This window comes from Brevibacillus sp. TJ4, assembly GCF_044627595.2.
Classification (GTDB): domain Bacteria; phylum Bacillota; class Bacilli; order Brevibacillales; family Brevibacillaceae; genus Brevibacillus.
The window spans coordinates 1,924,431-1,946,953 of sequence record NZ_CP185865.1 but is presented as its reverse complement, the minus strand read 5'-3'; the positions used below and the strand labels follow the sequence as shown (position 1 = coordinate 1,946,953).

The 22,523-nt window shown below is 53.5% G+C and carries 24 protein-coding genes; 10 read left to right on the top strand and 14 right to left on the bottom strand.

Going from position 1 to position 22,523, the window contains the following annotated elements; translation table 11 throughout:
• Nucleotides 1-65: 65 nt before the first annotated feature.
• Genes ACAF76_RS09510 through ACAF76_RS09500 form a run of 3 tightly spaced genes read right to left on the bottom strand, consistent with a single transcriptional unit; the run spans nt 66 to nt 4,885 of the window.
• Entirely contained in the window at nt 66-392 is a 327-nt protein-coding gene (locus ACAF76_RS09510) for a hypothetical protein (protein ID WP_421617691.1), read from the bottom strand.
• A 6-nt stretch (nt 393-398) separates the two neighbouring features.
• Nucleotides 399-2,939, bottom strand: a complete 2,541-nt coding sequence (parC, locus tag ACAF76_RS09505; RefSeq protein ID WP_421617689.1) for a DNA topoisomerase IV subunit A — start codon at nt 2,937-2,939, stop codon at nt 399-401.
• A gap of 2 nt (nt 2,940-2,941) precedes the next feature.
• Nucleotides 2,942-4,885: a DNA gyrase/topoisomerase IV subunit B gene (locus ACAF76_RS09500; RefSeq protein ID WP_421617902.1), complete on the bottom strand. Its 1,944-nt coding sequence runs from the start codon at nt 4,883-4,885 to the stop codon at nt 2,942-2,944.
• Nucleotides 4,886-5,256: 371 nt separating this feature from the next.
• On the opposite strand from ACAF76_RS09500, the gene ACAF76_RS09495 reads away from it, so the two are divergent.
• Nucleotides 5,257-5,649 (top strand): general stress protein, encoded by a 393-nt coding sequence (locus ACAF76_RS09495; RefSeq protein WP_421617688.1) that lies wholly within the window; start codon nt 5,257-5,259, stop codon nt 5,647-5,649.
• A gap of 78 nt (nt 5,650-5,727) precedes the next feature.
• Here the strand turns inward: ACAF76_RS09495 and ACAF76_RS09490 are convergent, their stop codons facing one another.
• The 3 genes from ACAF76_RS09490 to ACAF76_RS09480 form a co-directional block, all read right to left on the bottom strand.
• A complete protein-coding gene (locus ACAF76_RS09490) occupies nt 5,728-6,033 on the bottom strand; it encodes a DUF1292 domain-containing protein (protein WP_421617901.1) in 306 nt (101 codons plus the stop codon).
• Nucleotides 6,034-6,261: 228 nt separating this feature from the next.
• Nucleotides 6,262-6,435, bottom strand: coding sequence for a hypothetical protein (locus ACAF76_RS09485; protein WP_421617687.1), 174 nt, complete (start codon nt 6,433-6,435; stop codon nt 6,262-6,264).
• Between the two features lie 85 nt (nt 6,436-6,520).
• Nucleotides 6,521-7,666 (bottom strand): trans-sulfuration enzyme family protein, encoded by a 1,146-nt coding sequence (locus ACAF76_RS09480; protein ID WP_421617686.1) that lies wholly within the window; start codon nt 7,664-7,666, stop codon nt 6,521-6,523.
• A 138-nt stretch (nt 7,667-7,804) separates the two neighbouring features.
• Here ACAF76_RS09480 and ACAF76_RS09475 point away from each other — a divergent pair, with 138 nt between their 5' ends.
• The 3 genes from ACAF76_RS09475 to ACAF76_RS09465 all read left to right on the top strand — a co-directional run bounded on the left by ACAF76_RS09475 (nt 7,805) and on the right by ACAF76_RS09465 (nt 10,931).
• Complete coding sequence (locus tag ACAF76_RS09475) at nt 7,805-8,503, top strand: peptidylprolyl isomerase (protein WP_421617685.1); 699 nt, start codon at nt 7,805-7,807, stop codon at nt 8,501-8,503.
• A 152-nt stretch (nt 8,504-8,655) separates the two neighbouring features.
• Nucleotides 8,656-10,101, top strand: coding sequence for an IS1182 family transposase (locus tag ACAF76_RS09470; RefSeq protein ID WP_400162161.1), 1,446 nt, complete (start codon nt 8,656-8,658; stop codon nt 10,099-10,101).
• A gap of 206 nt (nt 10,102-10,307) precedes the next feature.
• Nucleotides 10,308-10,931 (top strand): cell wall hydrolase, encoded by a 624-nt coding sequence (locus tag ACAF76_RS09465; protein ID WP_400163502.1) that lies wholly within the window; start codon nt 10,308-10,310, stop codon nt 10,929-10,931.
• 280 nt (nt 10,932-11,211) lie between these two features.
• Here ACAF76_RS09465 and ACAF76_RS09460 read toward each other — a convergent pair whose 3' ends face one another.
• The gene (locus ACAF76_RS09460; protein ID WP_400163501.1) at nt 11,212-11,976 is read right to left on the bottom strand and encodes an SDR family NAD(P)-dependent oxidoreductase; all 765 of its coding nucleotides are present in this window, start codon (nt 11,974-11,976) and stop codon (nt 11,212-11,214) included.
• A gap of 94 nt (nt 11,977-12,070) precedes the next feature.
• Between ACAF76_RS09460 and ACAF76_RS09455 the strand changes: the two genes are divergently transcribed.
• Together ACAF76_RS09455 and ACAF76_RS09450 are read left to right on the top strand one after the other, a co-directional pair.
• A complete protein-coding gene (locus ACAF76_RS09455; protein ID WP_400163500.1) occupies nt 12,071-12,379 on the top strand; it encodes a YfhH family protein in 309 nt (102 codons plus the stop codon).
• Nucleotides 12,380-12,562: 183 nt separating this feature from the next.
• The gene (locus ACAF76_RS09450; RefSeq protein ID WP_400163499.1) at nt 12,563-13,012 is read left to right on the top strand and encodes a DUF441 domain-containing protein; all 450 of its coding nucleotides are present in this window, start codon (nt 12,563-12,565) and stop codon (nt 13,010-13,012) included.
• Between the two features lie 2 nt (nt 13,013-13,014).
• On the opposite strand, the gene ACAF76_RS09445 is transcribed toward ACAF76_RS09450, so the two are convergent.
• Nucleotides 13,015-13,335 carry an iron-sulfur cluster biosynthesis family protein gene (locus tag ACAF76_RS09445; RefSeq protein WP_400163498.1) on the bottom strand — a complete coding sequence of 107 codons (321 nt, stop codon included), beginning with the start codon at nt 13,333-13,335 and terminating at the stop codon, nt 13,015-13,017.
• Between the two features lie 101 nt (nt 13,336-13,436).
• Between ACAF76_RS09445 and ACAF76_RS09440 the strand changes: the two genes are divergently transcribed.
• Both ACAF76_RS09440 and ACAF76_RS09435 read left to right on the top strand, forming a co-directional pair.
• Entirely contained in the window at nt 13,437-13,577 is a 141-nt protein-coding gene (locus tag ACAF76_RS09440) for a hypothetical protein (RefSeq protein WP_400163497.1), read from the top strand.
• Nucleotides 13,578-13,656: 79 nt separating this feature from the next.
• The gene (locus ACAF76_RS09435) at nt 13,657-14,712 is read left to right on the top strand and encodes a DUF2515 family protein (RefSeq protein ID WP_400163496.1); all 1,056 of its coding nucleotides are present in this window, start codon (nt 13,657-13,659) and stop codon (nt 14,710-14,712) included.
• 450 nt (nt 14,713-15,162) lie between these two features.
• Here the strand turns inward: ACAF76_RS09435 and ACAF76_RS09430 are convergent, their stop codons facing one another.
• Together ACAF76_RS09430 and ACAF76_RS09425 are read right to left on the bottom strand one after the other, a co-directional pair.
• The gene (locus tag ACAF76_RS09430; RefSeq protein ID WP_400163495.1) at nt 15,163-15,747 is read right to left on the bottom strand and encodes a DUF1444 family protein; all 585 of its coding nucleotides are present in this window, start codon (nt 15,745-15,747) and stop codon (nt 15,163-15,165) included.
• 12 nt (nt 15,748-15,759) lie between these two features.
• Nucleotides 15,760-16,881, bottom strand: a complete 1,122-nt coding sequence (locus tag ACAF76_RS09425) for a DUF3900 domain-containing protein (protein ID WP_400163494.1) — start codon at nt 16,879-16,881, stop codon at nt 15,760-15,762.
• A 159-nt stretch (nt 16,882-17,040) separates the two neighbouring features.
• On the opposite strand from ACAF76_RS09425, the gene ACAF76_RS09420 reads away from it, so the two are divergent.
• Nucleotides 17,041-17,871, top strand: coding sequence for a serine/threonine protein kinase (locus ACAF76_RS09420; protein WP_400163493.1), 831 nt, complete (start codon nt 17,041-17,043; stop codon nt 17,869-17,871).
• Between the two features lie 76 nt (nt 17,872-17,947).
• Here the strand turns inward: ACAF76_RS09420 and ACAF76_RS09415 are convergent, their stop codons facing one another.
• The 3 genes from ACAF76_RS09415 to ACAF76_RS09405 all read right to left on the bottom strand — a co-directional run bounded on the left by ACAF76_RS09415 (nt 17,948) and on the right by ACAF76_RS09405 (nt 19,638).
• A complete protein-coding gene (locus tag ACAF76_RS09415) occupies nt 17,948-18,103 on the bottom strand; it encodes a hypothetical protein (protein WP_400163492.1) in 156 nt (51 codons plus the stop codon).
• 33 nt (nt 18,104-18,136) lie between these two features.
• The gene (locus ACAF76_RS09410; RefSeq protein ID WP_400163491.1) at nt 18,137-19,378 is read right to left on the bottom strand and encodes a DEAD/DEAH box helicase; all 1,242 of its coding nucleotides are present in this window, start codon (nt 19,376-19,378) and stop codon (nt 18,137-18,139) included.
• A 116-nt stretch (nt 19,379-19,494) separates the two neighbouring features.
• Nucleotides 19,495-19,638: a hypothetical protein gene (locus tag ACAF76_RS09405; RefSeq protein WP_400163490.1), complete on the bottom strand. Its 144-nt coding sequence runs from the start codon at nt 19,636-19,638 to the stop codon at nt 19,495-19,497.
• A gap of 119 nt (nt 19,639-19,757) precedes the next feature.
• Here ACAF76_RS09405 and ACAF76_RS09400 point away from each other — a divergent pair, with 119 nt between their 5' ends.
• Entirely contained in the window at nt 19,758-20,840 is a 1,083-nt protein-coding gene (locus ACAF76_RS09400; RefSeq protein WP_400163489.1) for a phosphodiester glycosidase family protein, read from the top strand.
• 98 nt (nt 20,841-20,938) lie between these two features.
• Here the strand turns inward: ACAF76_RS09400 and ACAF76_RS09395 are convergent, their stop codons facing one another.
• Nucleotides 20,939-22,510: an ABC-F family ATP-binding cassette domain-containing protein gene (locus ACAF76_RS09395; RefSeq protein WP_400163488.1), complete on the bottom strand. Its 1,572-nt coding sequence runs from the start codon at nt 22,508-22,510 to the stop codon at nt 20,939-20,941.
• Between the last annotated feature and the right edge of the window lie 13 nt (nt 22,511-22,523).

Here is a 22,523-nt window from a genome sequence, read left to right as displayed (position 1 = left end):
GCCATAGTGTGCGCATATCCTTCCTGATTTATCCAGAATGTGGACAAAAACCGGACGAGCCCGGACTAGACAGCCGAAAATTGAGTGAGGTCTGTCGCCTGGCGCACGGTGGCGCCGGACGGAAGCCCTACTACGAGCGTTCCGGTCTGTTCGTCCTGCCCTGCTTCCCAGCTCAGGTGAAACGGTCTGCGGGCAAAGGCATCCTGCTCGTCCAACTCGCTGAGCATGCTGCGCAGTGTGTCGGCAATGAGCGGAACCGCGACCGTCTCGCCCTGCTCGGCTGGAATCGACAGCAGCTTGGGCGCATCCTCAAAGTACGTGACGGTATCGAGCAGGAGGGAAACCTGCTGCCAGTTTAACGCAGAAGTAAATGCTTCAAATATATTCGCCATGTGCGATCAATCCTTTTCCTTGCCTGGGTCGTCAGGGAACAAGCTGATCTGATCCCCAGATGCATGTTGTGGCGATGCCCCCGCAGGGCTTTTCCCTGCTGCATCAGCCGGGGATTCCTCCGTTGGCAGGACCGCTTCAAAGACGAGGTCTTTGATCCCGCCCTCAACCAGCGAGCGCCCGATACCACCCTGCTCGTTGATGATTACCTGCTCGCTCGGGATGAGTTGCCATTCGTTTTGCTCGGTCAAGGCGTACATCGTATTGCTGATGTTGATCGCCAGCAGTTGATGCGGGTGGGTCTTGCGTTTGCGGATCAATTGCACGCCTTTTCCCGCCCGCCCTTGCAGCGGAATGTCGGCAATGCGCGTACGCTTGACGATGCCCTCCCGGGTCACCAGGCTAAAGGCACGCTGATCGTCCGGCTCGACTGGCAGCAAAGAGACGACCTGATCCCCGGCACCGAGCGCAATCGCCTTCACACCGCTGGAAGCCCGCCCCGTCGCGCCAACCTCCACGCGCGGAAAACGAATGCCCATGCCGTCGCGCGTAGCGACGAGGAAATCACCTGCCTCATCAGCGACAAACACACTGACAAATTCGTCGTCGGCGGATTTCAGTTTGGCTGCCACCAGGGCGCTGGAGCGATTGGTTTCGTATTCGGCCAGAGGCGTTTTCTTGATCATGCCGCGGCTGCTGACATGGTAGACGAACAGCGGACGCTTGAAGTCTTCCACGACGGCAAAGCCGACGATGCGCTGTTGCTTCTCCAGCGGAATCACGTTGACCAGCGCAGATCCGATGTCCTTCCACTTGTCGTCCGGCAGCGAATTCACCAGAGTAGCGAAATACTTGCCATCCTGGGTGAAGAACAGAGCCGTATGCGAAGTGTTCGTCTCGACGAAGTGGCGCACCCGGTCTCCCTCTTTTACGCCGCACGTCTCAATCGTTCCGCCCATCGACTTGAACGAACGCGGGCTGGTCCGTTTGGCGTAGCCTTCATTGGTGAGCGTCACAATGCAATCCTCGGCGTTGATCTGCATCGCCAGATCGACCTTGATCTCCTCGATCTCGCCCTGAATTTCGGTGCGACGCTCTCCCGCATACTTTTTCTTGATCTCGCGAAGCTCCTGCGTAATTACCTGGATCAGCCGTTTTTCGCTGCCCAAAATCTCCCGCAATTCAGCGATCTCCTTTTCCAAAGCAGCCCGTTCTTTTTCCAGCTTGACGATGTCAAGGCGGGTCAGGGAAGCGAGCTGGATGTTCAGAATCGCATCTGCCTGCAGCTCGGTAAATCCGTACGCCTCCATGATGTTGCGCTTGGCGTCGGCACGGTCCTCCGAGTCCATGATCGTGTCGACGATCTGGCGGAGAATCGATTTCGCCCGGATCAAGCCTTCAACCACATGTTCGCGATTGACTTTTTTGTCCAGATCGAATTGGGAACGGCGGGTCACCACTTCTTTCTGGTGCTCGATGTAGGCGCCGAGCAGCTGCTTTAAGCCCATCTGCCGGATCGTTCCCTCGTGGATCACGTTCATGTTGTAGTTGTAGTAAATTTGCAGGTCGGTGTTTTTGTACAGGTAGTTGAGAATCGCCTGCTCGTCCGCCTCTTTGCGGATGTCGATGACGATGCGCACCTGCTTCATGTCGGCTTCCTTGCGTCCGGTCTCATCGCGGACAGCGATCGCTCCCTCGATCTTGCGCTCCATCACCAGCTCGTCGATTTGTCCGACCAGCTTCGATTTGACTACTTCGTACGGAAGCTCGGAGATGACGATCTTTTTGACCTTGCTGCCTTTTGGCTCCTCCACATGCGTTCTCGCGCGGATGATGAGCTGTCCGCGCCCCGTATCAAACGCTTTGCGGATGCCGGATACCCCCTGCACAATCCCGCCGGTCGGGAAGTCAGGCCCTTTTACGTACTGCATCAGTTCATCCAGGCTGATCTGCGGGTCTTTCATCTGCGCGATTGCCGCGTCGATGACTTCTCCCAGATTGTGCGTCGGTATGTCCGTCGCAAAACCGACCGCGATCCCCGACGCGCCGTTTACGAGCAGGTTGGGAAAACGCGACGGCAGTACAGCCGGCTGCTGGGCCGAGTTGTCGTAGTTGGGAATGAACGTGACCGTATCTTTTTCAATATCGCGCAGCATCTCGCTGGCCAGGGCCGACAGACGCGACTCCGTATAGCGCATCGCCGCCGGGGGATCGGCGTCCAGGCTCCCGAAGTTGCCGTGCCCCTGGATCAGCACCTGCCCCATCTTCCACCACTGCGCCATGCGGACCATCGTTTCGTAAATGGCCGTGTCGCCGTGAGGGTGGTATGTACCCATGACATATCCTACCGTTTTCGCAGATTTGCGGTACGGCTTCTCATGCGTGTTGCCTTCCTGGTACATTGCGTACAAAATCCTGCGCTGCACCGGTTTCAGTCCGTCCCGGGCGTCAGGAATGGCGCGCGACAGGATGACGAGGTTGGCGTAGTCGCTGAAGCGCTTGCCCATAAGCTCGGCGAAACTTTGTTCGATGATTTGATTGGACAGCATGCTTATTCATCCTCCCCCACTTCAAAGGTGACGTGGCTTTCAATCCACTCTCGACGTGGCGGAACTTTGTCGCCCATCAGGACGGTGACCAGCTTTTCCGACTGGGCCAGGTCTTCGATCTGCACTTTGATCAGCTTGCGCGTCTCCGGGTTCATCGTCGTCTCCCAGAGCTGGTCCGGATTCATCTCGCCCAATCCTTTGTAGCGCTGCACTTCCACGCCGCGGCCGAGCTGCTTGACCGCCTGCTCCAGCTCGTAATCGTTCCAGCAGTAGATGATTTCCGGCTTCTTGGACTTGCCCTCTTTTTTCACCTGGTACAGAGGAGGCTGGGCGATGTACAGATGCCCGGCAGCGATCATCGGGCGCATGTAGCGGAAGAAAAAGGTGAGCAGCAGCGTCTGGATATGCGAGCCGTCCACATCGGCGTCAGACATGATAATGACTTTGTCAAACGCGCAGTTTTCAATGGAAAAGTCTTCGCCAATGTCCGTCTCCAGCACTTCCAGAATGGTGCGAAACTCTTCGTTGGCCAGTACCTCGGAGAGCTTTGCCTTCTCGGTGTTCAGCGGTTTTCCCTTGAGGCTGAACAGCGCCTGGAACTCGGAGTTGCGAGCCTGCTTCGCGGAACCGCCGGCAGAGTCGCCCTCGACCAGGAACAGCTCGTTTCGTTTTGGATCGCGGTACTGAGGCGGCGTGAACTTCTCCGAGATCGACTTGCGCTTTTTCGCTGACTTGCCTTTTTTGTCGCCGCGCAATGCTTCGCGTTGCTTGCGCAGTTCCTCGCGAATTTCCGCCGAACGGATTGCCTTGTCGATCAACAGCTTGCCGATCTCCGGATTCTCCTCCAGGAAAAAACCGAGCTTCTCCGAGATAATCTGCTCGACGATCGTACGCGCTTCTTCATTGCCCAGCTTGTCTTTCGTCTGCGACTCGAACTGGACATCGGCCATTTGCAGCGACAACACGCCGAGGAAGCCTTCCCGCAGATCGTTCCCGGACAGGTTGGGGTCTTTTTCCTTGATGTAGCCTTTTTTGCGTGCGAATTCGTTGAAAATGCGGGTCGTCCCGTTGCGGAAGCCGGTGACATGCGTCCCTCCGTCCGCGGTGACAATCGAGTTGACGTAGGAGACGAGCGTCTCGGCATACCCGTCGTTGTATTGAAAAGCCAGCTCGACGTAGACGTTGTCTTTTTCCCCTTCAAAGTAGACGATCGGGTGCAAGGTTTGCTTGCCTTCGTTCAGGTACTCCACGTACGATTTCAAGCCGTCTTCAAAGTAAAATTCTTCTTTCTTTTTTTCCGCCGTGCGCTCGTCGATCAGCACCATCCGCAGTTTCTTGAGCAAAAAAGCGGTTTCGCGGAAACGCTCGCGAATCGTTTCGTAGTCAAAACGGGCGTTTCCAAATACCGCTTCATCCGGGAGAAAGCGGACCGTCGTCCCTGTGCGTTTGGTCGTGCCGACGACTTCCAGCTCGGTGACAGGTTTGCCTACATGCTCGACACCTTTCTCATCGACCACGTATGCGAACCGCTGCCTGTGGATTTTGCCCTCGCGATGAATCTCCACTTCCAGCCATTTGGACAGGGCGACCACTACGCTCGAGCCTACCCCGTGCAATCCACCGCTTTTTTTATATCCACCGCCGCCAAATTTTCCTCCCGCATGAAGCGTTGTAAAAATCACTTCCGGCACTGGTCGACCGGTACTGTGCATGCCCGTCGGGATTCCCCGCCCGTGGTCTTCCACGCTCACACTGCCGTCGTCATGCAACGTGACGATGATGCGGTCGTTATGGCCTGCCAGCACCTCGTCCTTGGCGTTGTCGACGATTTCCCACAACAGGTGATGCAATCCCCGGCTTCCTGTCGATCCTATGTACATGCCGGGCCGCTTGCGTACAGCAATCAGTCCTTCGAGGACCTGAATATCTTCTTCCGTATATGTCATTTCTTGAAGTGTGTCCGTTTCCTTCAATCGCGCTCTCCCCTCTACATACGACTGCGACGATTTTTACGACAAAACAGGTTTGCTACCGTGAAAACGCCGATAATCGGTATTGTACCGTATGCTTCCCCCCGTATACAACGCTTGTCGGACTCAATGATTAGAAAAACTTGCCGCATTGTCAAGGTCCGAAGCGTAAAATAAGCCAAAATGCTCCATCGCAACAAGGGGGAATGCTTGTTCCATGCTGCATTTTCTCACGATTGCGCATTTTTTTCAATTCTTTCCATTGCATTCATTTCCCAACATTACACGCGAAGCAGCAGGGAACCCTAAAAAGGCAAGAAAACGCAATGGAAAAAGGGGGTAACAGCTTGATCGGCACAACCAGTCCTTTTGTCAAATTCCATCACTACGACCAGGAGCTCGTATCCGATATCGAGGCGCTCAATTCTTCCGGTTATCACAAAGACGACATCTGGGTGCTCAAGCTCGATACCGATAGAAACGAATCGAACCAGCGCAGCTTTTTTTACAAGTTCCGTACCCATCCGGACGGTGCCGTCGGCGATCTCGACAGCAAAGCGAACTTCATTGCCAATGGTGCGGAAGAACTGCGTAAACGCCTGGCCAAACTCGGGTTCGCCAAAGACGAACGGGATATGCTCGTCTCCCGCCTGGAAGATACCGATTACACCTGTATCCTCGTCGTCCGCGACCTGCGCGATGACATCATCGGCATGCAGGATGTTCCACCTGTCCAGTAACAGCATCCCGATCTGTACAAAAAGAAACAAGAAGGTGCGGCAGCAATCGCGACCGCACCTTTCTTTTTCGCTTATGGCTTATTCGCCGTCTTTCACCAGTTCGATGCCTTCCAGCACTTCATTCAGCTTCACGTAAACAGCATCTTCTTCATCATCTTCCAGCGGTACCATCTCTCCGCCGTCGATCTGGAAAACGAAAATGTCGACTTCTTCCTCCAGCTCTTCTTCGCTCTCTTCGTCTTCAACCGCTTCCGTCAAGGCGATGTATTCCTTTCCGTTCAACTCAAACAGCGCGATTACCTCAAAATCACCCAACGGCTCCCCATTTTCGTCATCCAGAGTGATCAAATCGCCCAGCTCAAGATCCTTGTTTTCATCTGTCAATGCGTTCACGTCCTCATATACATTTTGGCTTTTCGTACTTCATCATACCGTTTTTTTCCGGTGGGCGCAAACAGGCTATTGTATACCGACCCTTGTCCCTGCAACAGCTTGGATGCCGAATGGAAATGCCCGGTCATGCAACTGCTTCGCGGTCCCTGTATCATTGAAAAAGGTGTCCGCACCAAGTAGTCTTCGCTACCTCGGGGACACCGTATTCATCTCAAGTCTTTATTCACTGTACTCCTGCAATACACCTTTTTCCATCAAAAATGCTTCCTCTGCCTGCAAGATGGTGATGATGTCTTCCCGTCTTACATACTTGCCGGCGGATGCGAGACGTTTTTCGATAAACCGCAGCAGTTCTTCAAAATCGATCACCTGTACTTCTTCCTGTGAACTCATCGTACAACCTCCCTTATTCGCACATTCCCTTATGATACACGAAGCTGGCCGTTCTTCCAACTTGTGGCTGCGGACCTCGGATGATCTAGGAAAGTGCCCGATCCAGTTCGGCTACGATGTCTTCCACCGCTTCGATTCCCACAGACAGGCGCACCAATCCCATTGTAATACCGCTGGCGAGGCGCTGTTCCTCGCTAAAGGCGCGATGCGAGGTCGTGACAGGATGGGAGACCGAGGTTTCCACGCCCGCCAATGAAGGCGCGAACTTGATCCAGTCGAGCTTGCGGTAAAAATCGTAAATCCTGCTCTCGTCAGCAAGGCAGAAGGAAAGCATCGCTCCTTGCTTTTTTCGGGCAAAAAAGTGGACGTCTGCTTCACTCGGGTAATAGACGCGCCCCACAGCCGGATGCTCTCGCAAAAAAGCGGCCACTTCCCGGGCATTGTCGCACTGGCGCTCCATCCGCAAGGCGAGCGTCTTGAGTCCGCGCGACGTAATCCACGCTTCGAACGGGCTGAGCGAAGCACCGTAATTGACGACAATTTCCCGCGCTCGCTGGACCAACTCCTTTTTGCCGACGAGCACTCCGGCAGTCGCATCGCTGTGGCCGCCGATGTACTTCGTCGCGCTGTGCACCACCAAGTCAGCCCCCAATGTCAGAGGCTGAACCAGGTATGGCGTTGCAAATGTATTGTCAATCATCACCGTCAGCCCCGCTTGCTTGGCCTGCTGCACCCAGCCCGGCATGTCAGCCACCGTCAACAGCGGGTTCGTAATCGTCTCCATGTAGAACAGACGTGTGTTCGGTCGAATATGTCCGTCCAGCGACGTCAGTTCGTTCAGATTGATGCACTCCAGCTCGATCCCCAGACGGGACAGCTCCTTGTCGAGCAGGGCGTATGTTCCCCCGTAGATTTCGTGCGAGGCGAGAATATGGTCGCCCGGTTTCACAACAGCGAGCACGCCAGCCATGATCGCCCCCATCCCCGATGCGGCACTGACGCCGTCCTCCGCCTGCTCCAACTTCGTGATGGCGTTTGCAAGCTCGGTCTGGTTGGGGTTTCCGTTGCGCGTGTACAGGTACTCCCCATGACCTGTGTAAAATTGCTCCACTTCCTCCAAGCCCTGGAATGCAAATACAGAAGTTTGGTAAATCGGGGTGGATTTGCTCGTGACCTGACGAAGAGGTTCATGGCCGATATGTACGGTTTTTGTCTCGAATCTTTCTCCCATTTCGCTCACCCTTGTGACCTTTTCTTACATCTTAGCACGACTCCGTACAAAAAAAATAGACGATTGGCTTTTTTCTTTCGGATTTGCTATAATTCGAATCCGTATCATACTAGCTTATGAGCAAAGGAAGGTGCAGAGATGAAAAAACTGCTTACCACCATGTTTGCCTGCCTGACTGCCATTGCCTTGGTCGCCGGTTGTTCCAATACTGCCGAAGAACCAGCACCCGATCAAACAACAAATCCTCCTGCCAACCAGCAGGACTCCAAAGAACCGGCTCAACCACCTGGTCCAACAGGTGAGAAAAAGTACGATCAGCCGCCGGAGATGCAAATTGATCCGAACAAGACGTACCAAGCGACGATCTCGACAAGCATGGGCGATATTACCATCGACCTGTTTGCCAAAGATGCTCCCCTTGCAGTAAATAACTTCGTCTTTCTCGCCAAAGACAACTACTACGACAATCTGACCTTCCACCGGGTCGTCAAAAACTTTATGATTCAAACCGGTGATCCGCTCGGTACGGGGATCGGTGGCCCCGGCTACACGTTCGAAGATGAATTGAACAACGGACATGAATACGAAGTAGGCGTGGTTGCAATGGCAAATGCAGGCGCAAACACAAACGGCAGCCAGTTCTTTATCGGCTCCGGCAAAAACGTGGAGAACCTCAAACACATTCCGAACTACACGATCTTCGGGAAGGTCGTCTCCGGCCTCGATGTCGTGCAAAAAATCGAATCCGTTCCTGTAAAGGTCAATCCGCAAACCAATGAGGAAAGCATGCCACAGGAACCGGTAACGATCAAGACGATTACGATTACGGAGAAGTAACCTTTCGTCAGGAAACGCAAGGATGGAAAACACCACCGAGTTCGGTGGTGTCAGCCTGTAGACAAAGTTCCGTAAGGAACAGGGTCTGCAGGCTTTTTTGTTGAATATAGAACATGTTACGTTTTCAAAAGTTATTTTTTAGAGGTGGCATTATGCTTAATAAGCAAGAGGCCGAAGGGCGTTATCAGATATCTGCATTCTCGCTAGATGAGTTGGTGCCAGAAGATCATCTCGTAAGAAAAATTGAAAATGCAATCGACTTTTCGTTCATCTATGACTTGGTGGAAAGCCTCTACTGTCATGACAATGGCAGACCCAGTGTTGACCCTGTAGTCTTAGTTAAAATTGCTTTCATCCAATATATTTTTGGAATTCGTTCCATGCGACAAACGATTAAAGAGATCGAAACCAATGTTGCCTATCGGTGGTTTATTGGCTATGATTTCAGTCAGCCCATTCCCCATTTCACGACCCTAGGCAAGAACTATGTTCGCCGTTTTCGGGATACTCAACTCTTCGAGTCGATCTTCCTTCGAATATTGGAGGAGGCGGTTCATCATGGATTCGTGAAGCCTGATGTGCTTTTCATTGATGCTACGCATGTAAAAGCCAGTGCGAATAAGCATAAATACGTGAAAGAAATCGTTGAAGAACAAGCGAAGAAATATCAAGAGCTGCTGGACGAAGAAATCAATCAGGATCGTATTGCACATGGAAAGAAGCCCCTTGAAAAAAAGACAGAAACTTCGAAGAAGGAGGTGAAAGTCAGCACAACTGACCCGGATTGCGGATTGTTTGTAAAAGGGGAAAAGGAACGTGTATTTGCTTATAGTTTTCATACAGCATGTGATCGAAATGGATTTGTGCTTGGTGCCAAGGTAACGCCAGGCAATGTGCATGACAGTCAGGTTTTTGAGGATGTTTTGAATCAAGTGCGAAAGACGTTTGCACAGCCTCAAGCTGTGGCAGTGGACTCGGGATACAAGACGCCTTACATCAGTAAAACACTCCTTGATGACCAGATTCGCCCCGTTATGCCCTACACAAGACCACGCACCAAAGAAGGTTTTTTTAAAAAGCACGAATATGTGTATGATGAATATTTCGACTGCTACATCTGCCCGAACGAGCAAATCTTAACATATGAGACAACAAACAAGGATGGGTACCGTATCTATCGATCAAATTCTCAAGTTTGCCGAAGTTGTCCGTTCTTGAAACAATGCACGGAAAGTAAAGACTACACAAAGAGAGTGAGTCGCCACATCTGGGCTGATTACCTCGAAGAGGTAGACCACCTCCGGCATACCGAGGAAAACAAACAAATCTATAGCAAACGGAAAGAAACGATTGAACGTGTATTCGCTGATATGAAGGAAAAGCATGGCATGCGTTGGACGACCTTACGAGGACTGGAGAAGGTCACGATGCAGGCGATGCTTGTTTTCGCTGCCATGAACTTGAAAAAAATGGCGACCTGGCTATGGAAATCAGGTCGCCAAAAGGTGAACGATCAAAACACCTTCGGTATTTTCATCAAATTATTAAACAAACTCCCTCTGCTGTTCGTTCAGCGAGGGAGTTTGTCTGCAATCTGACACCACCGAGTTCGGTGGTGTTTTTTTCAAGTTATTTACAAAAACAATTCTTTTTTCCTATTGATCGGCATTTTCTGAACAAGAAAATAGTTCTGCGGATTCATTTTCCTGTTGCGTTTTATCAGACGAACCGCTACACTTGCAGATAGCCCGATTCGCTTCCGCAACGATTCTCTGCAAAGAGCGAAAAGGAGTGGTTCGAAAGAATGATTTCACGCGAAGCGCAGTTGCGCTTTTTCTTCTATATCAACAGTTTTCTGCTGATGATGTTCTATTTGTTTGTCTCACCGACGAGTGCTACAGCACCGCAGGCCGTCAAGCATGCCGGACCTGCCGTGCCGACTGTATCGCAAGCAAAGGAAGAATTGAAATCCATGCCAAATGCCTCGACGACTGCGGTACATACGCAACGCCAGAGCGTCCAGACAAGCCGGGACGAACTGCGCACAGTTGCCCGCAACGGTCAGGTGAAAGTGTCTGAACGGGAAATCGAACTGCTGGCCCGGTTAGTATATGCGGAAGGCCGGGGAGAACCATACGAGGGGCAAGTAGCCATTGCCGCCGTCGTATTGAATCGGGTAGCATCTCCGGGATTTCCGTCTACCGTACGGGAGGTTATTTTTGCTCCCAACGCGTTTTCACCCGTACGAAACGGGCAACTTCCCACAAAGACGAATGAGACAGCGCGCAAAGCTGTCCTGGAGGCTTTGCAGGGAAATGATCCGACACACGGCTCGCTCTACTTCTTCAATCCAAAGACAGCAACTTCAAAATGGATCTGGACGAGAAAGCAGACCGTGAGCATTGCAAACCATACGTTTGCCAAATAATTATTTAAGATTACTTTATTTTTGTTTAACCCACACTTCATTTTTTTTGTGGTATGGTAGACGAGTAAGCTCTTTTTCAACGTGTTGGGAAAGTACCCGATTATCATTCTCTTCGCTTTGACGATAGAGATGCGGGAGTTCCTGGTTTTGGGTGAGAGCAAAGCCAGTTTCCTCCGATCGTTTCTTTTCCCAATCACCCCCAATTGCTTGGGGCTGTCTCCACATGACGTGGCAGACAGCCCCATTTTTTTTGCATATGAACGCCTCGCATTGCTATCCCCTAGAATCCGTAGATGGACATCCCGCCATCTACTGCGATCGTTTGGCCGGATATGTAGGCAGCAGCGTCAGAAGCGAGGAAAATCGCCGGACCGACCAGATCCTCCAGTTCCCCGATTCGCCCGCTCGGAGTGCGTTGCAATACTTCCTGCAAAAATGCCTCGTCGCGAAGCAAGCCTTCTGTCAGCGGCGTCTTAAAGTACCAGGGCGCGATTGCATTCACGTTTACACCGTGTCTGCTCCATTCAAGGGCGAGCACGCGTGTCATCTGGATCACCCCCGCTTTGCTGGCGCCGTAGGCAACACCTGTGCGCAAGGCAACCAGCCCTGCTACCGAAGCGATATTGATGATTCGCCCGTATTTTTGCTCGCACATGATGGCACCCGCTGCCTGGGAAAGCCGGAAGGTCGCCTTCAGATTGAGATCGACGACACGATCCCAGTCTTCCTCTGCCACTTCATGCGCCTTTTTGCGGATGTTCATGCCCGCGTTGTTCACCAGAATATGCAGGCCTCCAAGCGTTTCCAGCGTTTTGTCCACGACCTGCTGGGCTGCATCGGAAGCTGTCAAATCGGCTACGATGGCATGCGCCTTGCCCCCCGCCTTCTCGATCTCGCTCACTGTTTCCTGCAAATCGGCAGCGCTGCGGGCGACCACTGCTACCTGCGCCCCTGCCTCTGCCAATCCAATCGCCAGCGCCCGACCGATCCCTCTGCCGGCTCCGGTCACAATCGCTGTTTTACCACTCAAGTCAAATCGCGTCATTACGCAAGTCCCCCCTCTGACAAGAATTTCTCCACGAATCGCCTTTTCCCCTGTCTTCTGCTACAATGAAAACTGTCGAAAGGAGGGCAGCACCGTGCGTTTATACAGTCAAATGACCTTGGCAGAGCTTCAGGAAGAGATGGAGCGTCTCCGCCAACAGGCAGCAGAAATCCAAAAGTCTGGGGATGAGTCCCAGCTCGCTATTGTTCAGCAAAAATACTTTATGGCAAAATCGTACTATTTAGGCACCGATGAGTTTCGTATCGGCGGGAAGTATAGTGTGCCCGATCACGATCAGCCGTTTACGATTGAATATTTCAACGGAGTCTTTGCCTGGGGACGCTTCCCCGACTCCAGCGAGGCAGTCGGTTTTCCTGTAGGCATGCTGGAGCTTTGGATATAAAAAGGACAAACCGGTCCTACGACCTCGCTGGGCCGGATTTTGTTTTGCCCGGCTGCTCCAAAGCGCCGAAACATTCCGAATAATAGACGCGTTCCCATCGATTTACTCGTCTCACTCTCAGATGAACCCGGTCTCAATCGCCATACTATATAGAAGAAACAATAGAAAGAGAGAAACCGTACCATGGACATGATCAATCTGATTTTACTCGTTCTCCTGGCGTTGGGCATCGTCGGCGACAATCCGACCGTCTCCATTGCCGTCGCCATTTTGCTCTTATGCAGACTGCTGAATTTTGAACGCGCTTTTCCATACCTCGAACAATACGGTTTGCAGGTCGGCATTATCGTCCTGACCATCGGTGTGCTCGCCCCGCTTGCCAGCGGAAAAATCAAGCCGGAAAGTTTTGTGCAGATTTTCACCCACTGGCAAACTGTGCTGGCGATCGCGATCGGGATCTTCGTCGCATACCTCGGCGGCAGAGGCACAGCCCTGATGACGAGCAACCCGCTGGTCGTCACCGGTCTGCTTCTGGGCACGATCGTCGGCGTTACCTTTTTCCGTGGTGTGCCCGTGGGACCCTTGATCGCTGCGGGTATCCTCGCCTTTATTCTGCAATTCGTACCAAAGTAACACTACGCCCAACGGTCCTTGATAGCAAGGCCGTAGGCGAGAATTTGCTGGGGAGTAATCAGGCGGAAGCCCTGCTGTGGATGAAAATCGATCTTCAGCGTATCCGTCCCGATGTACTCCCTCGTCTCTTTATCCACAACAAAGGTCAAACGGTCATGGCTTACCTTCAGATCACCAGGCAAAATTTCATCCCACCAGAGGAAATACTCCACTGTCATTCCACACCCCCCGACCAGTTCGCCGTTAATGCGCACGGTTTTTTCCTCATTTCCTGCCAAAGTCTCAAGCCTTTCGCGGGCAGTCTCTGTCACCTGGATGTCCATTTTGTTTCACCCTTTACATGCTGATTTTTTTCGTTTTGTATGCATCTTTTCTCCTATCATAGCATACACTGCTTGAAAGGCATCGAAAGGGACGATCTGCAATGAAAATCTATGAACGAGACGGAGTCTACATCGCCGAGGCAGAATTTCAATCGGAGCATGTCGTGATATGCGGTGAAACATGGGAGGAAGCGAAGGAAAAACTGCTCGTTCGCCTCCTCGTACTGGAAATGATCGGGTAACGGAAAGCGGGTCAGAAGAGGACCTGCTTTTTTGCTCCAGTTGGCTACATACAAGCTTGAAAACGGGAATGAGGGACAGATGAAATCGACTACTGCCGAAACTACATCACTGGTCGCAGAAATCAGGCGGCAAACTGCAACCGCCAATCGCAACAACGTGACACGGACAGAAGCATACCTCCGCTTTTATCGCCAGTACCCGGAAATCCACTGGGCACTGCTCGCTCATCTGGTCTCGCGCAACGGAGGCTGGAACATGACAGACCTGAAAGGCGAGTGGCTGCCGATCCTGCTGGACGAGCCCTCGATCGCCTCGTATTTCTGGTTTTTGGAACGGTGCAACTGGCTGATTTTTTACGATGCGTATCCACAGCTCCTGCTGTATGCGAAGATGAAGGAAACAGGAGAGGATTTAACCTCGCTCTTGGCTCCGCTAGGCGTCTCGTCGTTCATGCACGGCTTTTGGCAGGCGTTTTTGAGCACAAAAGACAGCGCGCGCCTGACTCGCGCCTTGATCGTCAATGAGCAGCAGTACATCGAGCAACGAGTAGCCCAGAAGCCGTACACGGTACACCGGATCTTCTCCTCGCTCGCTTTCTTGGCGCAATCCGCCTTTTCCTTAAACCAGGTACTTTTCCCCTTCAAGGCACATGCGACGGACAAGCGTTTTCAGCTCGTCGGCTTGAACGTCCACGACTTTCCTACAGTGGAACAGCGGATCGCCATCGGCAAGACCTTGTACGGCTTGCTCTACGAGGATGACGCGCGGCTGGCACGCATCTGCCAGTTTGCGTACCGTATTCCCCATACCGGTTCTCGCGCGGACTACTGGCCGCATCTGTTTACACCCCACGCCCAAAATGCTGCGGAACCGGCGGCGGATGTGAAATACGAATTACGCCTTCACGGGGCAGAGCTGCGGGAGGGCAGAGCAAAGCTCTACAGCCCCGCTCTCTCTCACGCCTGGCCCGACGTCGAGCATGCGCCTGCTGACGGATTCGACTGGTTCCGCGACCCCAAATGGCTGGAGACAGTAGATCAACCAGCCGATTTGCCGACGATTGATACCGACTCCTACGTTCGTGCGCTGCACTGGATCGAGTCCGGCGTGAAGCTCGTCTCCCTGTTTTCGTAAAAGGAAACGAGCGTTCGCAGTTTTCATCTGCAAGCAAACAAGCGGCAGTTTGGGCACATCGGTTCCCCAGACTGCCGTTTTCCCTTTTTATGAAACATTTGCGGACCTGTATTCGTATGAACGATTAAAGAGAGGATGATGAATATGCAATACAAAGCAGCAGATCAAACGATTACCTGCCCTTGTTGCAAACATACCCGGTTTGACAAGGACTTTCGGCAACTGAATTCAAGGGGAGCGACTTTTCTCGGATTCGATTGGGCCAACAAAAATGCCACGATCTTGATTTGCCAAAGATGCACCCACATTTTGTGGTTTATGGAAGAGCCAGACGAGGCAAGATAGGTCAGGCTGTTTTGCCCCAAATCGACGATTTCATCTAAACAGCAAAAAAGACTTGGGTCGCTTCCCCCCAAGTCTACGAACACACATCCAGCCATATGCTTTTTTTCATACCGCCAGAAACGGCGTCAACTCCCCATTTTCCCAGAAAAACGGCAGAACGCTGATCGGCACCTGCCCTTTGGAAGCAAAATCGTAGGTGAGGCGCGCCAGCAGTTGGGCCCCTGTCTTCCCTGTCAAATCGGCGACGATCAGCACATCCTGATGGGGGATCGCTACCCCCAAGGAATCCCCTTGCTTCCTTTGTTCAAATTCGTCGAGCAGGTTCGTCAACAAGATTCGGCTTGCGGCGTAACCATCCGGCGGGCTGATAAAATGAATCCGGTTGGGCCCGATTTCCTGTGTTTTGACCGCAAAGGGCAGCTGTCCGAGATTGTGCATGGCCCGCTCATGCAGGTGCTCTGCCGACCATCCCGCCTCCTCCAGCATACGCTGCTCGATCAGTATGTACCCGGTACCCTGATCCAGCGCGTACATGATGACGGTATCAGCCGTATGCGGCCGCGTCACCCAGCGCTTCGGGTTCTGCTTCACCAGACTGGCGTGGCGCAACACAGGATATACGTGCTGCTCCTGCCCCGGCAAAGACCGGTTTCCATCGCCCGGATGCGTATTGTTCTTTGTCTCTTCCATGCTGTTACCTCCTCATTCCCAGGGCGGCTTCTCCCCTGCCTCGTCCGCTGCCGCAACTTCGCTTGCCGACACACTCCGCGGACTTCGATTTTCCAGTTCCCGTACGACCTCTGCCAACGATTTTGGCTTGACGAACTCCACCGGAGACACCCCGCGTTCGAATTGCAGCATCTCGCCTTCCAGAAGGATCAGATACCTGCCGTTGACCTTGGCGATGTGCAGGCTGGAGCCATAATCGGCGAGAAGCGCGCGAACCTGCATGTGATCCAGCTTGAATTTCAGCTCGACCTCGGGCTGGCGATCGGTGATGATCTGCATCGCTTCCATGACAGTGTCATGCTCCCACTTCTCGGAAAGCTCGCGCTTGGGGCTTGCGGCAATCAGCTCGATCGCTTCCTCTTCGCGCTGCCGCTCCTCCGACTCTTCCGGATACTGGAACTGGATATGCTGGCGAGCCAGTGAAATCACTTCCTCGGCGACCAGTTGCGAGACGGTCTGCGGGTATTCGATATACCGCAGGAATTCCTCGAAATATTTGGCGTGGGAAAACTGATGGATTTTTACGTGGTACGGGTCGTTCATGCCTGATTCAATCATGTACGGATACATCAGCGATTTCATGTTTTTCGCGTTAATCGCCATCTGCACGTTGGAGATCAGGCTTTTTTCATCTGTAATCACCGCTGTTTTTTGCTCGAAGTCGCATTTCAGGATGAATACATACCGCTCGTCGAGAAGCTCCAGCCGCGTCCTGACGACGATCAGCACACCGCCACGCACCTGTGACGTGCGCAGGTAGGACTGAATCAGCTCCTGGCACGGCTGCTTGCCCTCCGACGGCGTATCTGCTGCGAGCAGTCGTTGCAGCAGCGCGTAATTGGGGTTGGACTCCAGGGGATGTCCCGGCTCCAGCACAAATTGCCCCAGCTTGGTCGGAGCCCCTTCGCTTTTCGGATTGGGCTCTACCTTTCGCTTGGCGATTCGCGCATACTCGCCATCCAGAAACGTGCGCAGCTCGCTCTTCTCATACTCGTCATGCCCCATGTACCGGCTCATCCGCACTTGTTTGGGGGCGTCTTCATGTTCAGGTTGTTCAATCAGGAAAAAAGCTAACCAGTCGATGTTAAATTTCATGCATCTTACCGCTCCCATCTGTTATGACGACCTGATTATAACGCAGGATGCGGCTTCGCAAAAGGTCAAGCGTGCAGGAAAATACGCTTTTCATTCCCGCCTCTCATGTCGTCTTTCAAACGATCCGTGGTACAATAAGTCCCGGGGGGGAGAAGAGACATGTGGAAACAACTGCTGACGTGGTGGCAGCAAACGATATACGACCGCCCCTACAAACCGGGCAGGCAGATCGGCGCCTACCGTATTGAAAAGGTACTCGGCTTGGGCAGCTACGGCATCGCCTATCTGGCAAGGCGCGAGGGAGAGCAGGAGTTGTTCGTGCTCAAGCAAGTGCGGCCAAGCCTGCGGCGCACACCCAAAGGCGAGGAAATGCAAGCATACGAGCGGAATGTGCTGGAGAAGCTGTCTCACCCACAAATTCCCCGCTGTCTGGATGCCTTTACCTATCGCAATGATTCGTTTCTCGTGATGACGTATATCGCAGGTCCGACGCTGGAGGATATTTTGTTCGAGGAACAAATTCACTTGGATGAATATACAGCGGCTCGCTACATGCGCAAACTCGGTGAAATCGTTGCCTATTTGCACGACCACGGCATCATCCACCGGGATGTGCGTATCCCCAACGTCATCTGGAAGGACGAACAGCCCTACCTGATCGACTTTGGACTCGCCCGGCGGCTCGGTGACGCTCCGACCTATACTGTCGAGGATGTGAGCGTGTATCCGCCGGAGAAGCAGTTGAAGCGGGAAGTCGCTCCCGCAAGCGACTTGTACGCGCTAGGACATTTCTTTTTGTTCCTCTTGTACTCGAGCTATACGGCAGCAGATGACGCAGTGGAGCGAAGCTGGGAAGAAGAGCTTTCCCTTACTCCGGCGATCCGGAATATGATCCGATCGCTGTTGCAAATCGACCCAGGCTACGCCAGTGTACAGGAATGGCTGGCAGACCTCGACGCGTATCTACAGCACTCCTCTGTCCATGCCTAACACTACGAAAAAGAGCAGCGCATCCCTGGCAATTTCCATTTCCAGCGGCAGCACTGCTCTTTTTGGCTTTCGCGGTCTACTCCGCGATCGGCTCTTGCTTGGCCTCGTCCATTTTCTTTTGCAGCTCCTGGGCATCGCGGCGAAGCACCTGGCGTTCTGCCTTTGTCAGCACTTCCCCACCCACAGGGCCGTTTACCAGCAAGCTCTCTTCTTCCAGGCGATCTTTGCGCATGGGAACCCTCCTCGGATGAACAGGTTTACCCGACTACTTTGTTCCAAATCGCCCTTTCTTATGTACGCGCTTGCCCGGTTGAGCCGTTTTTCCTGAGGCTGTGCTGTTTTCGCGCACAGCTCTCGGTTTGCCGGTCCGCATGTTCCCCGGATCTTCCAGCGTTCCATGCGACATCTGCTTCTCCGTAATCTCGATTCCCGTCTGCTTGGTGAACTTGCGCAGGATAAACAGCTCCTGGCTCGTCACGATGGAAAAGACGAGTCCAGCCCTGCCCATCCGCCCGGTACGTCCACTGCGGTGAATATACGTATCGGCGTCTGGCGCCGGATCAAAATGAACGATACACTCTACCTCGGGAATATCGATGCCTCGCGCGGAGACATCTGTCGTGATCAGCACGGGAAAGACGCCCTCGCGGAACTGCTGCAGCGTATGGGCTCTCTCTTCCTTGCTCGCGTCGCTGTGCAGCAGACGACAGGCGAGATGATGGTATTGCAGCTTGGCGACGATTTCCTCCACCTTGTCGATCTGGTTGACGAACACCATCGACGAACGGACGTTGACCAGACGCAGCAGCCGACGCAGCGTATCGACTTTTTTGCGCGGGTCCGTCAGCAGGTACATATGGAGAACTCCTGCTCCTCCTTCCGGCGCATCAGCCCGGATGACCGCCGCCTCCTTCGCCATGTCAGTGCCAAACTTCAGCAACTCATCGGTAATCGTCGCGGAGAAAAACAGGCGCTGGGTATTGCGAAGCGTCCGTTTCATCACTTCCTGAACCGGCTTCCCGAAACCGGGATCAAGCATCCGGTCGGCTTCGTCCACCACGACCGTTTTGACCTCGTGCACTTTCAGCTTCCGCTGCTCGATCAACTCCAGCAATCTGCCCGGTGTCGCCACGATCAGGATCGGCTTTTTTTTCAGCCTCTCCACCTGGCGCTTGACGTCCACTCCGCCGATTATCGGCTGTACCGCACCTGGGGCGGCAGGCAAAAGTCCCTCCGCTTCGCGGGCAATTTGCATCACCAGCTCATGCGTCGGGGCCAAGACGATCGCCTGTACGTCTTTTTTTTGCATATCCACTTTCGTCAGGATCGGCAAGAGATAGGCATACGTTTTGCCCGTTCCGGTCGGCGATTGGACAAACGCATCCTGGCCTTGCAGTATCGCCGGAATCGCTGCCGCCTGTACGGGTGTCGGCGTATTCATTTTTCGTTCTTGCAATATGTGAAGCAACGGCTCTCCAATGTGCAAGTCAGCAAACGTGGTACTCACAAAAACCCTCCTGGCAAAAAAATCTTTACATTGGGTTAGCTTACCACACTTTGCCCGGCCGGAACAGTGGAACGAAGCGAGGCGTGACGTACGCTCCATTTCGCCTGTGCCTTCGCTTAGCGGTTATTGGAGTCCAAACGCCTTTCGTTCTTTTCCATCTTGTCGTGCCGATCCCGGCTTGTCGTCTGGTTGAGCGTCCCATTGTCGCTGTTCTTGTACTCTTCTACCTCTTTTTGAAACTCTTTGTCAAAGCCACGCATCTGCCTCACCTCCTGTGGATAGCTTGCCCCGTTCCACATTCTGTTCATTCCCTGAAACTTTTTTCCCAGATATGCGTCCATACCTAATAGAAAACCGATTGAAGAGAGGATTGCAGCCAGTGGACACCGCACAGACACTATCGCGCACCCGTACACGCAAACAGATCAAACGACGCCGACCCTCGCGCTGGCAGAAGCAAGTTGTACTCGTCGGCGGCTTTTGCTTTACCATGGTATCCCTGCTTGGCATCTGGTTTTTGTTCGGGACCAGAACCGGCGAAGAGCTGCGCGAATGGGCGGCCGGGACCTTGCTTACGACGCAGCACGACCATTGGGCGGTGTATACGTTTTTGCCGGAAGAAAAGCTCGAGGCATTGCGCCAAGAGATCAAGTTTCCCCAGGTGATCAACAGCGAATCAACCAGTACCCCGAACCCGGTAGTCCTGCCGGCGATCCCCGAAGCAATCCCGGAGCCGGAAAAACCGCGGGAGCTGATCGAGATTGAAGAAATCTACGTCGACAAAGGAAGCTATTTCTTTCGCGGCAAGCTGATGTACATACACGATCCGAACCGCGTGCGCCTGCTCGTCACCAACCGCAAGGACCGCGGCGATTTGCTCGACGAATTCGTAGCCAAGACCAATGCGCTGGGCATCGTAAACGCCAGCGGCTTTCACGATCCTGACGGCTATGGAAAAGGAGCGACGGCTTACGGGCTGGTGATCCAGAACGGCAAGATTTTGCAGAGCTACAACCCGAGAAACGGAGAAACAGCGTTGGGCATCACCTATGAGGGCAAACTCGTGACTGGCAGCTACAGCGCTGAAGAACTGATTCAGATGGGCGTTCGAGACGCCATGAGCTTTCGCCCGCAACTGATCGTCGGCGGGAAAAACCTGTTTGCCGACCAACCTGCCAAAAGCTGGGGAATCCAGCCACGCACGGCAGTCGGTCAGAAGGAAGACGGCACGATCGTCTTCGCTGTCGTAGACGGGCGGCAGCCGGGACATTCGATCGGCGCGAGCATGAACGACATGGCGGAGCTTCTGGCAGAGCGCGGTGTCGTCAACGCGATGGCCATGGACGGCGGCTCCAGCTCCATGATGCTGCACAATGGCGAGGCTATCACCAAAACATCTTCGCCGTATCATCGCGGCCGCTACTTGCCCAACGCCTGGGCGGTGCTGCCAGCAGAAGAATGAAGAGGCGCAGAACTCGATAACGATACAACAAAAAAGAGTGCAGACAGTCTCCTGTTTGCACTCTTTTGTTTGCATGATGGCTGTACGCAAAACCCGGATTACAGCTTGATCGGAGTTTTGGCCTGCGCCTGGCTCCATTCCTCCACGTTCCACACCTGGGTTACCCAGTCTTCGTAAAACTCCGGTTCGTGGCATACCAGAAGCACAGTTCCTTTGAATTCCTTGATCGCACGCTTCAGCTCTTCCTTGGCGACGACATCCAGGTGGTTCGTCGGCTCGTCAAACACGAGCCAGTTGCTCTCGCGCTGCAACAGCTTGCACAGACGCACCTTTGCCTGCTCGCCCCCGGACAGGGCGTTCATGCTGCGGTTGATGTGCTCGTTTTTCAGTCCGCAACGCGCAAGTGCCCCGCGTACTTCGTGATTGTTCATGGACGGAAATTCATTCCACACTTCATCGAGAGCCGTCAAAGAGGTCGCTTTTACTTCCTGCTCAAAGTAGGCCGGGTGCAGGAAGTCGCCGCGCTCGAGCTTGCCGCCAAGCGGCGGGATGATCCCGAGAAGCGTCTTGAGCAGCGTCGATTTCCCGACCCCGTTCATTCCGACGATCGCCACTTTTTCCCCGCGCTCCAGCTTCACGCTCAGCTTGGGCAACAGCGGGTGAGAATACCCGATCTCCAGGTCTTCCGCCTCTACGACAAAGCGGCTGCTCGCCCGCGATTCCTTGAAGGTAAACGTAGGCTTCGCTGCTGTCTCCGGCTTGTCGATACGCTCCATTTTTTCCAGCTGCTTCTGGCGGCTCTTGGCCCGCCCTGTGGTGGAAGCGCGCGCCTTGTTTCGGGCGATAAAATCTTCCATCTTGGAGATTTCCTCCTGCTGCCGCTCATACGCGTCCATATGCTGGCTGCGCTTCATTTCCGACTGCGCGAGGAAAGATTCGTAGTTGCCCGTGTAGCGGTTCAGCTTGGTGAACTCGAGATGGTAGATGACGTTGACCACTTCGTTCATAAAGCTGGTGTCATGGGATATCAGGATAAAGGAGTACGGGTACTCTTTCAGGTAGTTTTTCAGCCATGTAATATGCTCTTCGTCCAAATAGTTGGTCGGCTCATCCAACAGCAACACGGATGGCTGCTCCAGAAGCAATTTGGCCAGCAGTACCTTGGTCCGCTGTCCCCCCGACAAAGCCGCTACGTCGCGATCCAGCCCGATCGCGGAAAGTCCGAGCGCGTTGCCGATCTCTTCGACCTTGGCATCAATCAGGTAAAAGCCGCTCGTCTCCAGTTTGTCCTGGATCTCGCCCATACGCTCCAGCAGCTCTTCAAGTTCCTCCGGGGAGGCTTCAGCCATTTTTTCGCCGATCGCCATCAGTTCTGCTTCCTGTTCCAAAAGCGGCAAAAACGCATCTTTGAGCACGTCGCGTATCGTCTTGCCCGCCTGCAGCTTGGTGTGCTGGTCGAGGTAGCCGTACTGGATTTTCGGCATCCACTCGACGCGGCCTTGATCCGGAATATTTTGTCCGGTCAAAATCCCCATCAGCGTAGATTTCCCGGTCCCATTTGCACCGACGAGACCTGCACGATCTCCCGGCTGCAAGCGAAACGAGACATCGCGAAATAAAATTCGGTCGCCATATCCATGGGACACGTTTTCCACAATCAAAACACTCATGTTATCCTCCTGG

Excerpts from the sequence above, each read along its gene's own strand:
- ACAF76_RS09480 (WP_421617686.1), bottom strand. The coding sequence starts at position 7,666 with ATGGGAGAAAGATTCGAGACAAAAACCGTACATATCGGCCATGAACCT.
- ACAF76_RS09485 (WP_421617687.1), bottom strand. The coding sequence starts at position 6,435 with ATGAGTTCACAGGAAGAAGTACAGGTGATCGATTTTGAAGAACTGCTG.
- ACAF76_RS09450 (WP_400163499.1), top strand. The coding sequence starts at position 12,563 with ATGGACATGATCAATCTGATTTTACTCGTTCTCCTGGCGTTGGGCATC.
- ACAF76_RS09395 (WP_400163488.1), bottom strand. The coding sequence starts at position 22,510 with ATGAGTGTTTTGATTGTGGAAAACGTGTCCCATGGATATGGCGACCGA.
- ACAF76_RS09405 (WP_400163490.1), bottom strand. The coding sequence starts at position 19,638 with ATGCGTGGCTTTGACAAAGAGTTTCAAAAAGAGGTAGAAGAGTACAAG.
- ACAF76_RS09440 (WP_400163497.1), top strand. The coding sequence starts at position 13,437 with ATGAAAATCTATGAACGAGACGGAGTCTACATCGCCGAGGCAGAATTT.
- parC (WP_421617689.1), bottom strand. The coding sequence starts at position 2,939 with ATGCTGTCCAATCAAATCATCGAACAAAGTTTCGCCGAGCTTATGGGC.
- ACAF76_RS09445 (WP_400163498.1), bottom strand. The coding sequence starts at position 13,335 with ATGGACATCCAGGTGACAGAGACTGCCCGCGAAAGGCTTGAGACTTTG.
- ACAF76_RS09500 (WP_421617902.1), bottom strand. The coding sequence starts at position 4,885 with ATGACATATACGGAAGAAGATATTCAGGTCCTCGAAGGACTGATTGCT.
- ACAF76_RS09415 (WP_400163492.1), bottom strand. The coding sequence starts at position 18,103 with ATGCGCAAAGATCGCCTGGAAGAAGAGAGCTTGCTGGTAAACGGCCCT.
- ACAF76_RS09425 (WP_400163494.1), bottom strand. The coding sequence starts at position 16,881 with ATGAAATTTAACATCGACTGGTTAGCTTTTTTCCTGATTGAACAACCT.
- ACAF76_RS09460 (WP_400163501.1), bottom strand. The coding sequence starts at position 11,976 with ATGACGCGATTTGACTTGAGTGGTAAAACAGCGATTGTGACCGGAGCC.
- ACAF76_RS09470 (WP_400162161.1), top strand. The coding sequence starts at position 8,656 with ATGCTTAATAAGCAAGAGGCCGAAGGGCGTTATCAGATATCTGCATTC.
- ACAF76_RS09420 (WP_400163493.1), top strand. The coding sequence starts at position 17,041 with ATGTGGAAACAACTGCTGACGTGGTGGCAGCAAACGATATACGACCGC.
- ACAF76_RS09465 (WP_400163502.1), top strand. The coding sequence starts at position 10,308 with ATGATTTCACGCGAAGCGCAGTTGCGCTTTTTCTTCTATATCAACAGT.
- ACAF76_RS09430 (WP_400163495.1), bottom strand. The coding sequence starts at position 15,747 with ATGGAAGAGACAAAGAACAATACGCATCCGGGCGATGGAAACCGGTCT.
- ACAF76_RS09510 (WP_421617691.1), bottom strand. The coding sequence starts at position 392 with ATGGCGAATATATTTGAAGCATTTACTTCTGCGTTAAACTGGCAGCAG.
- ACAF76_RS09475 (WP_421617685.1), top strand. The coding sequence starts at position 7,805 with ATGAAAAAACTGCTTACCACCATGTTTGCCTGCCTGACTGCCATTGCC.
- ACAF76_RS09435 (WP_400163496.1), top strand. The coding sequence starts at position 13,657 with ATGAAATCGACTACTGCCGAAACTACATCACTGGTCGCAGAAATCAGG.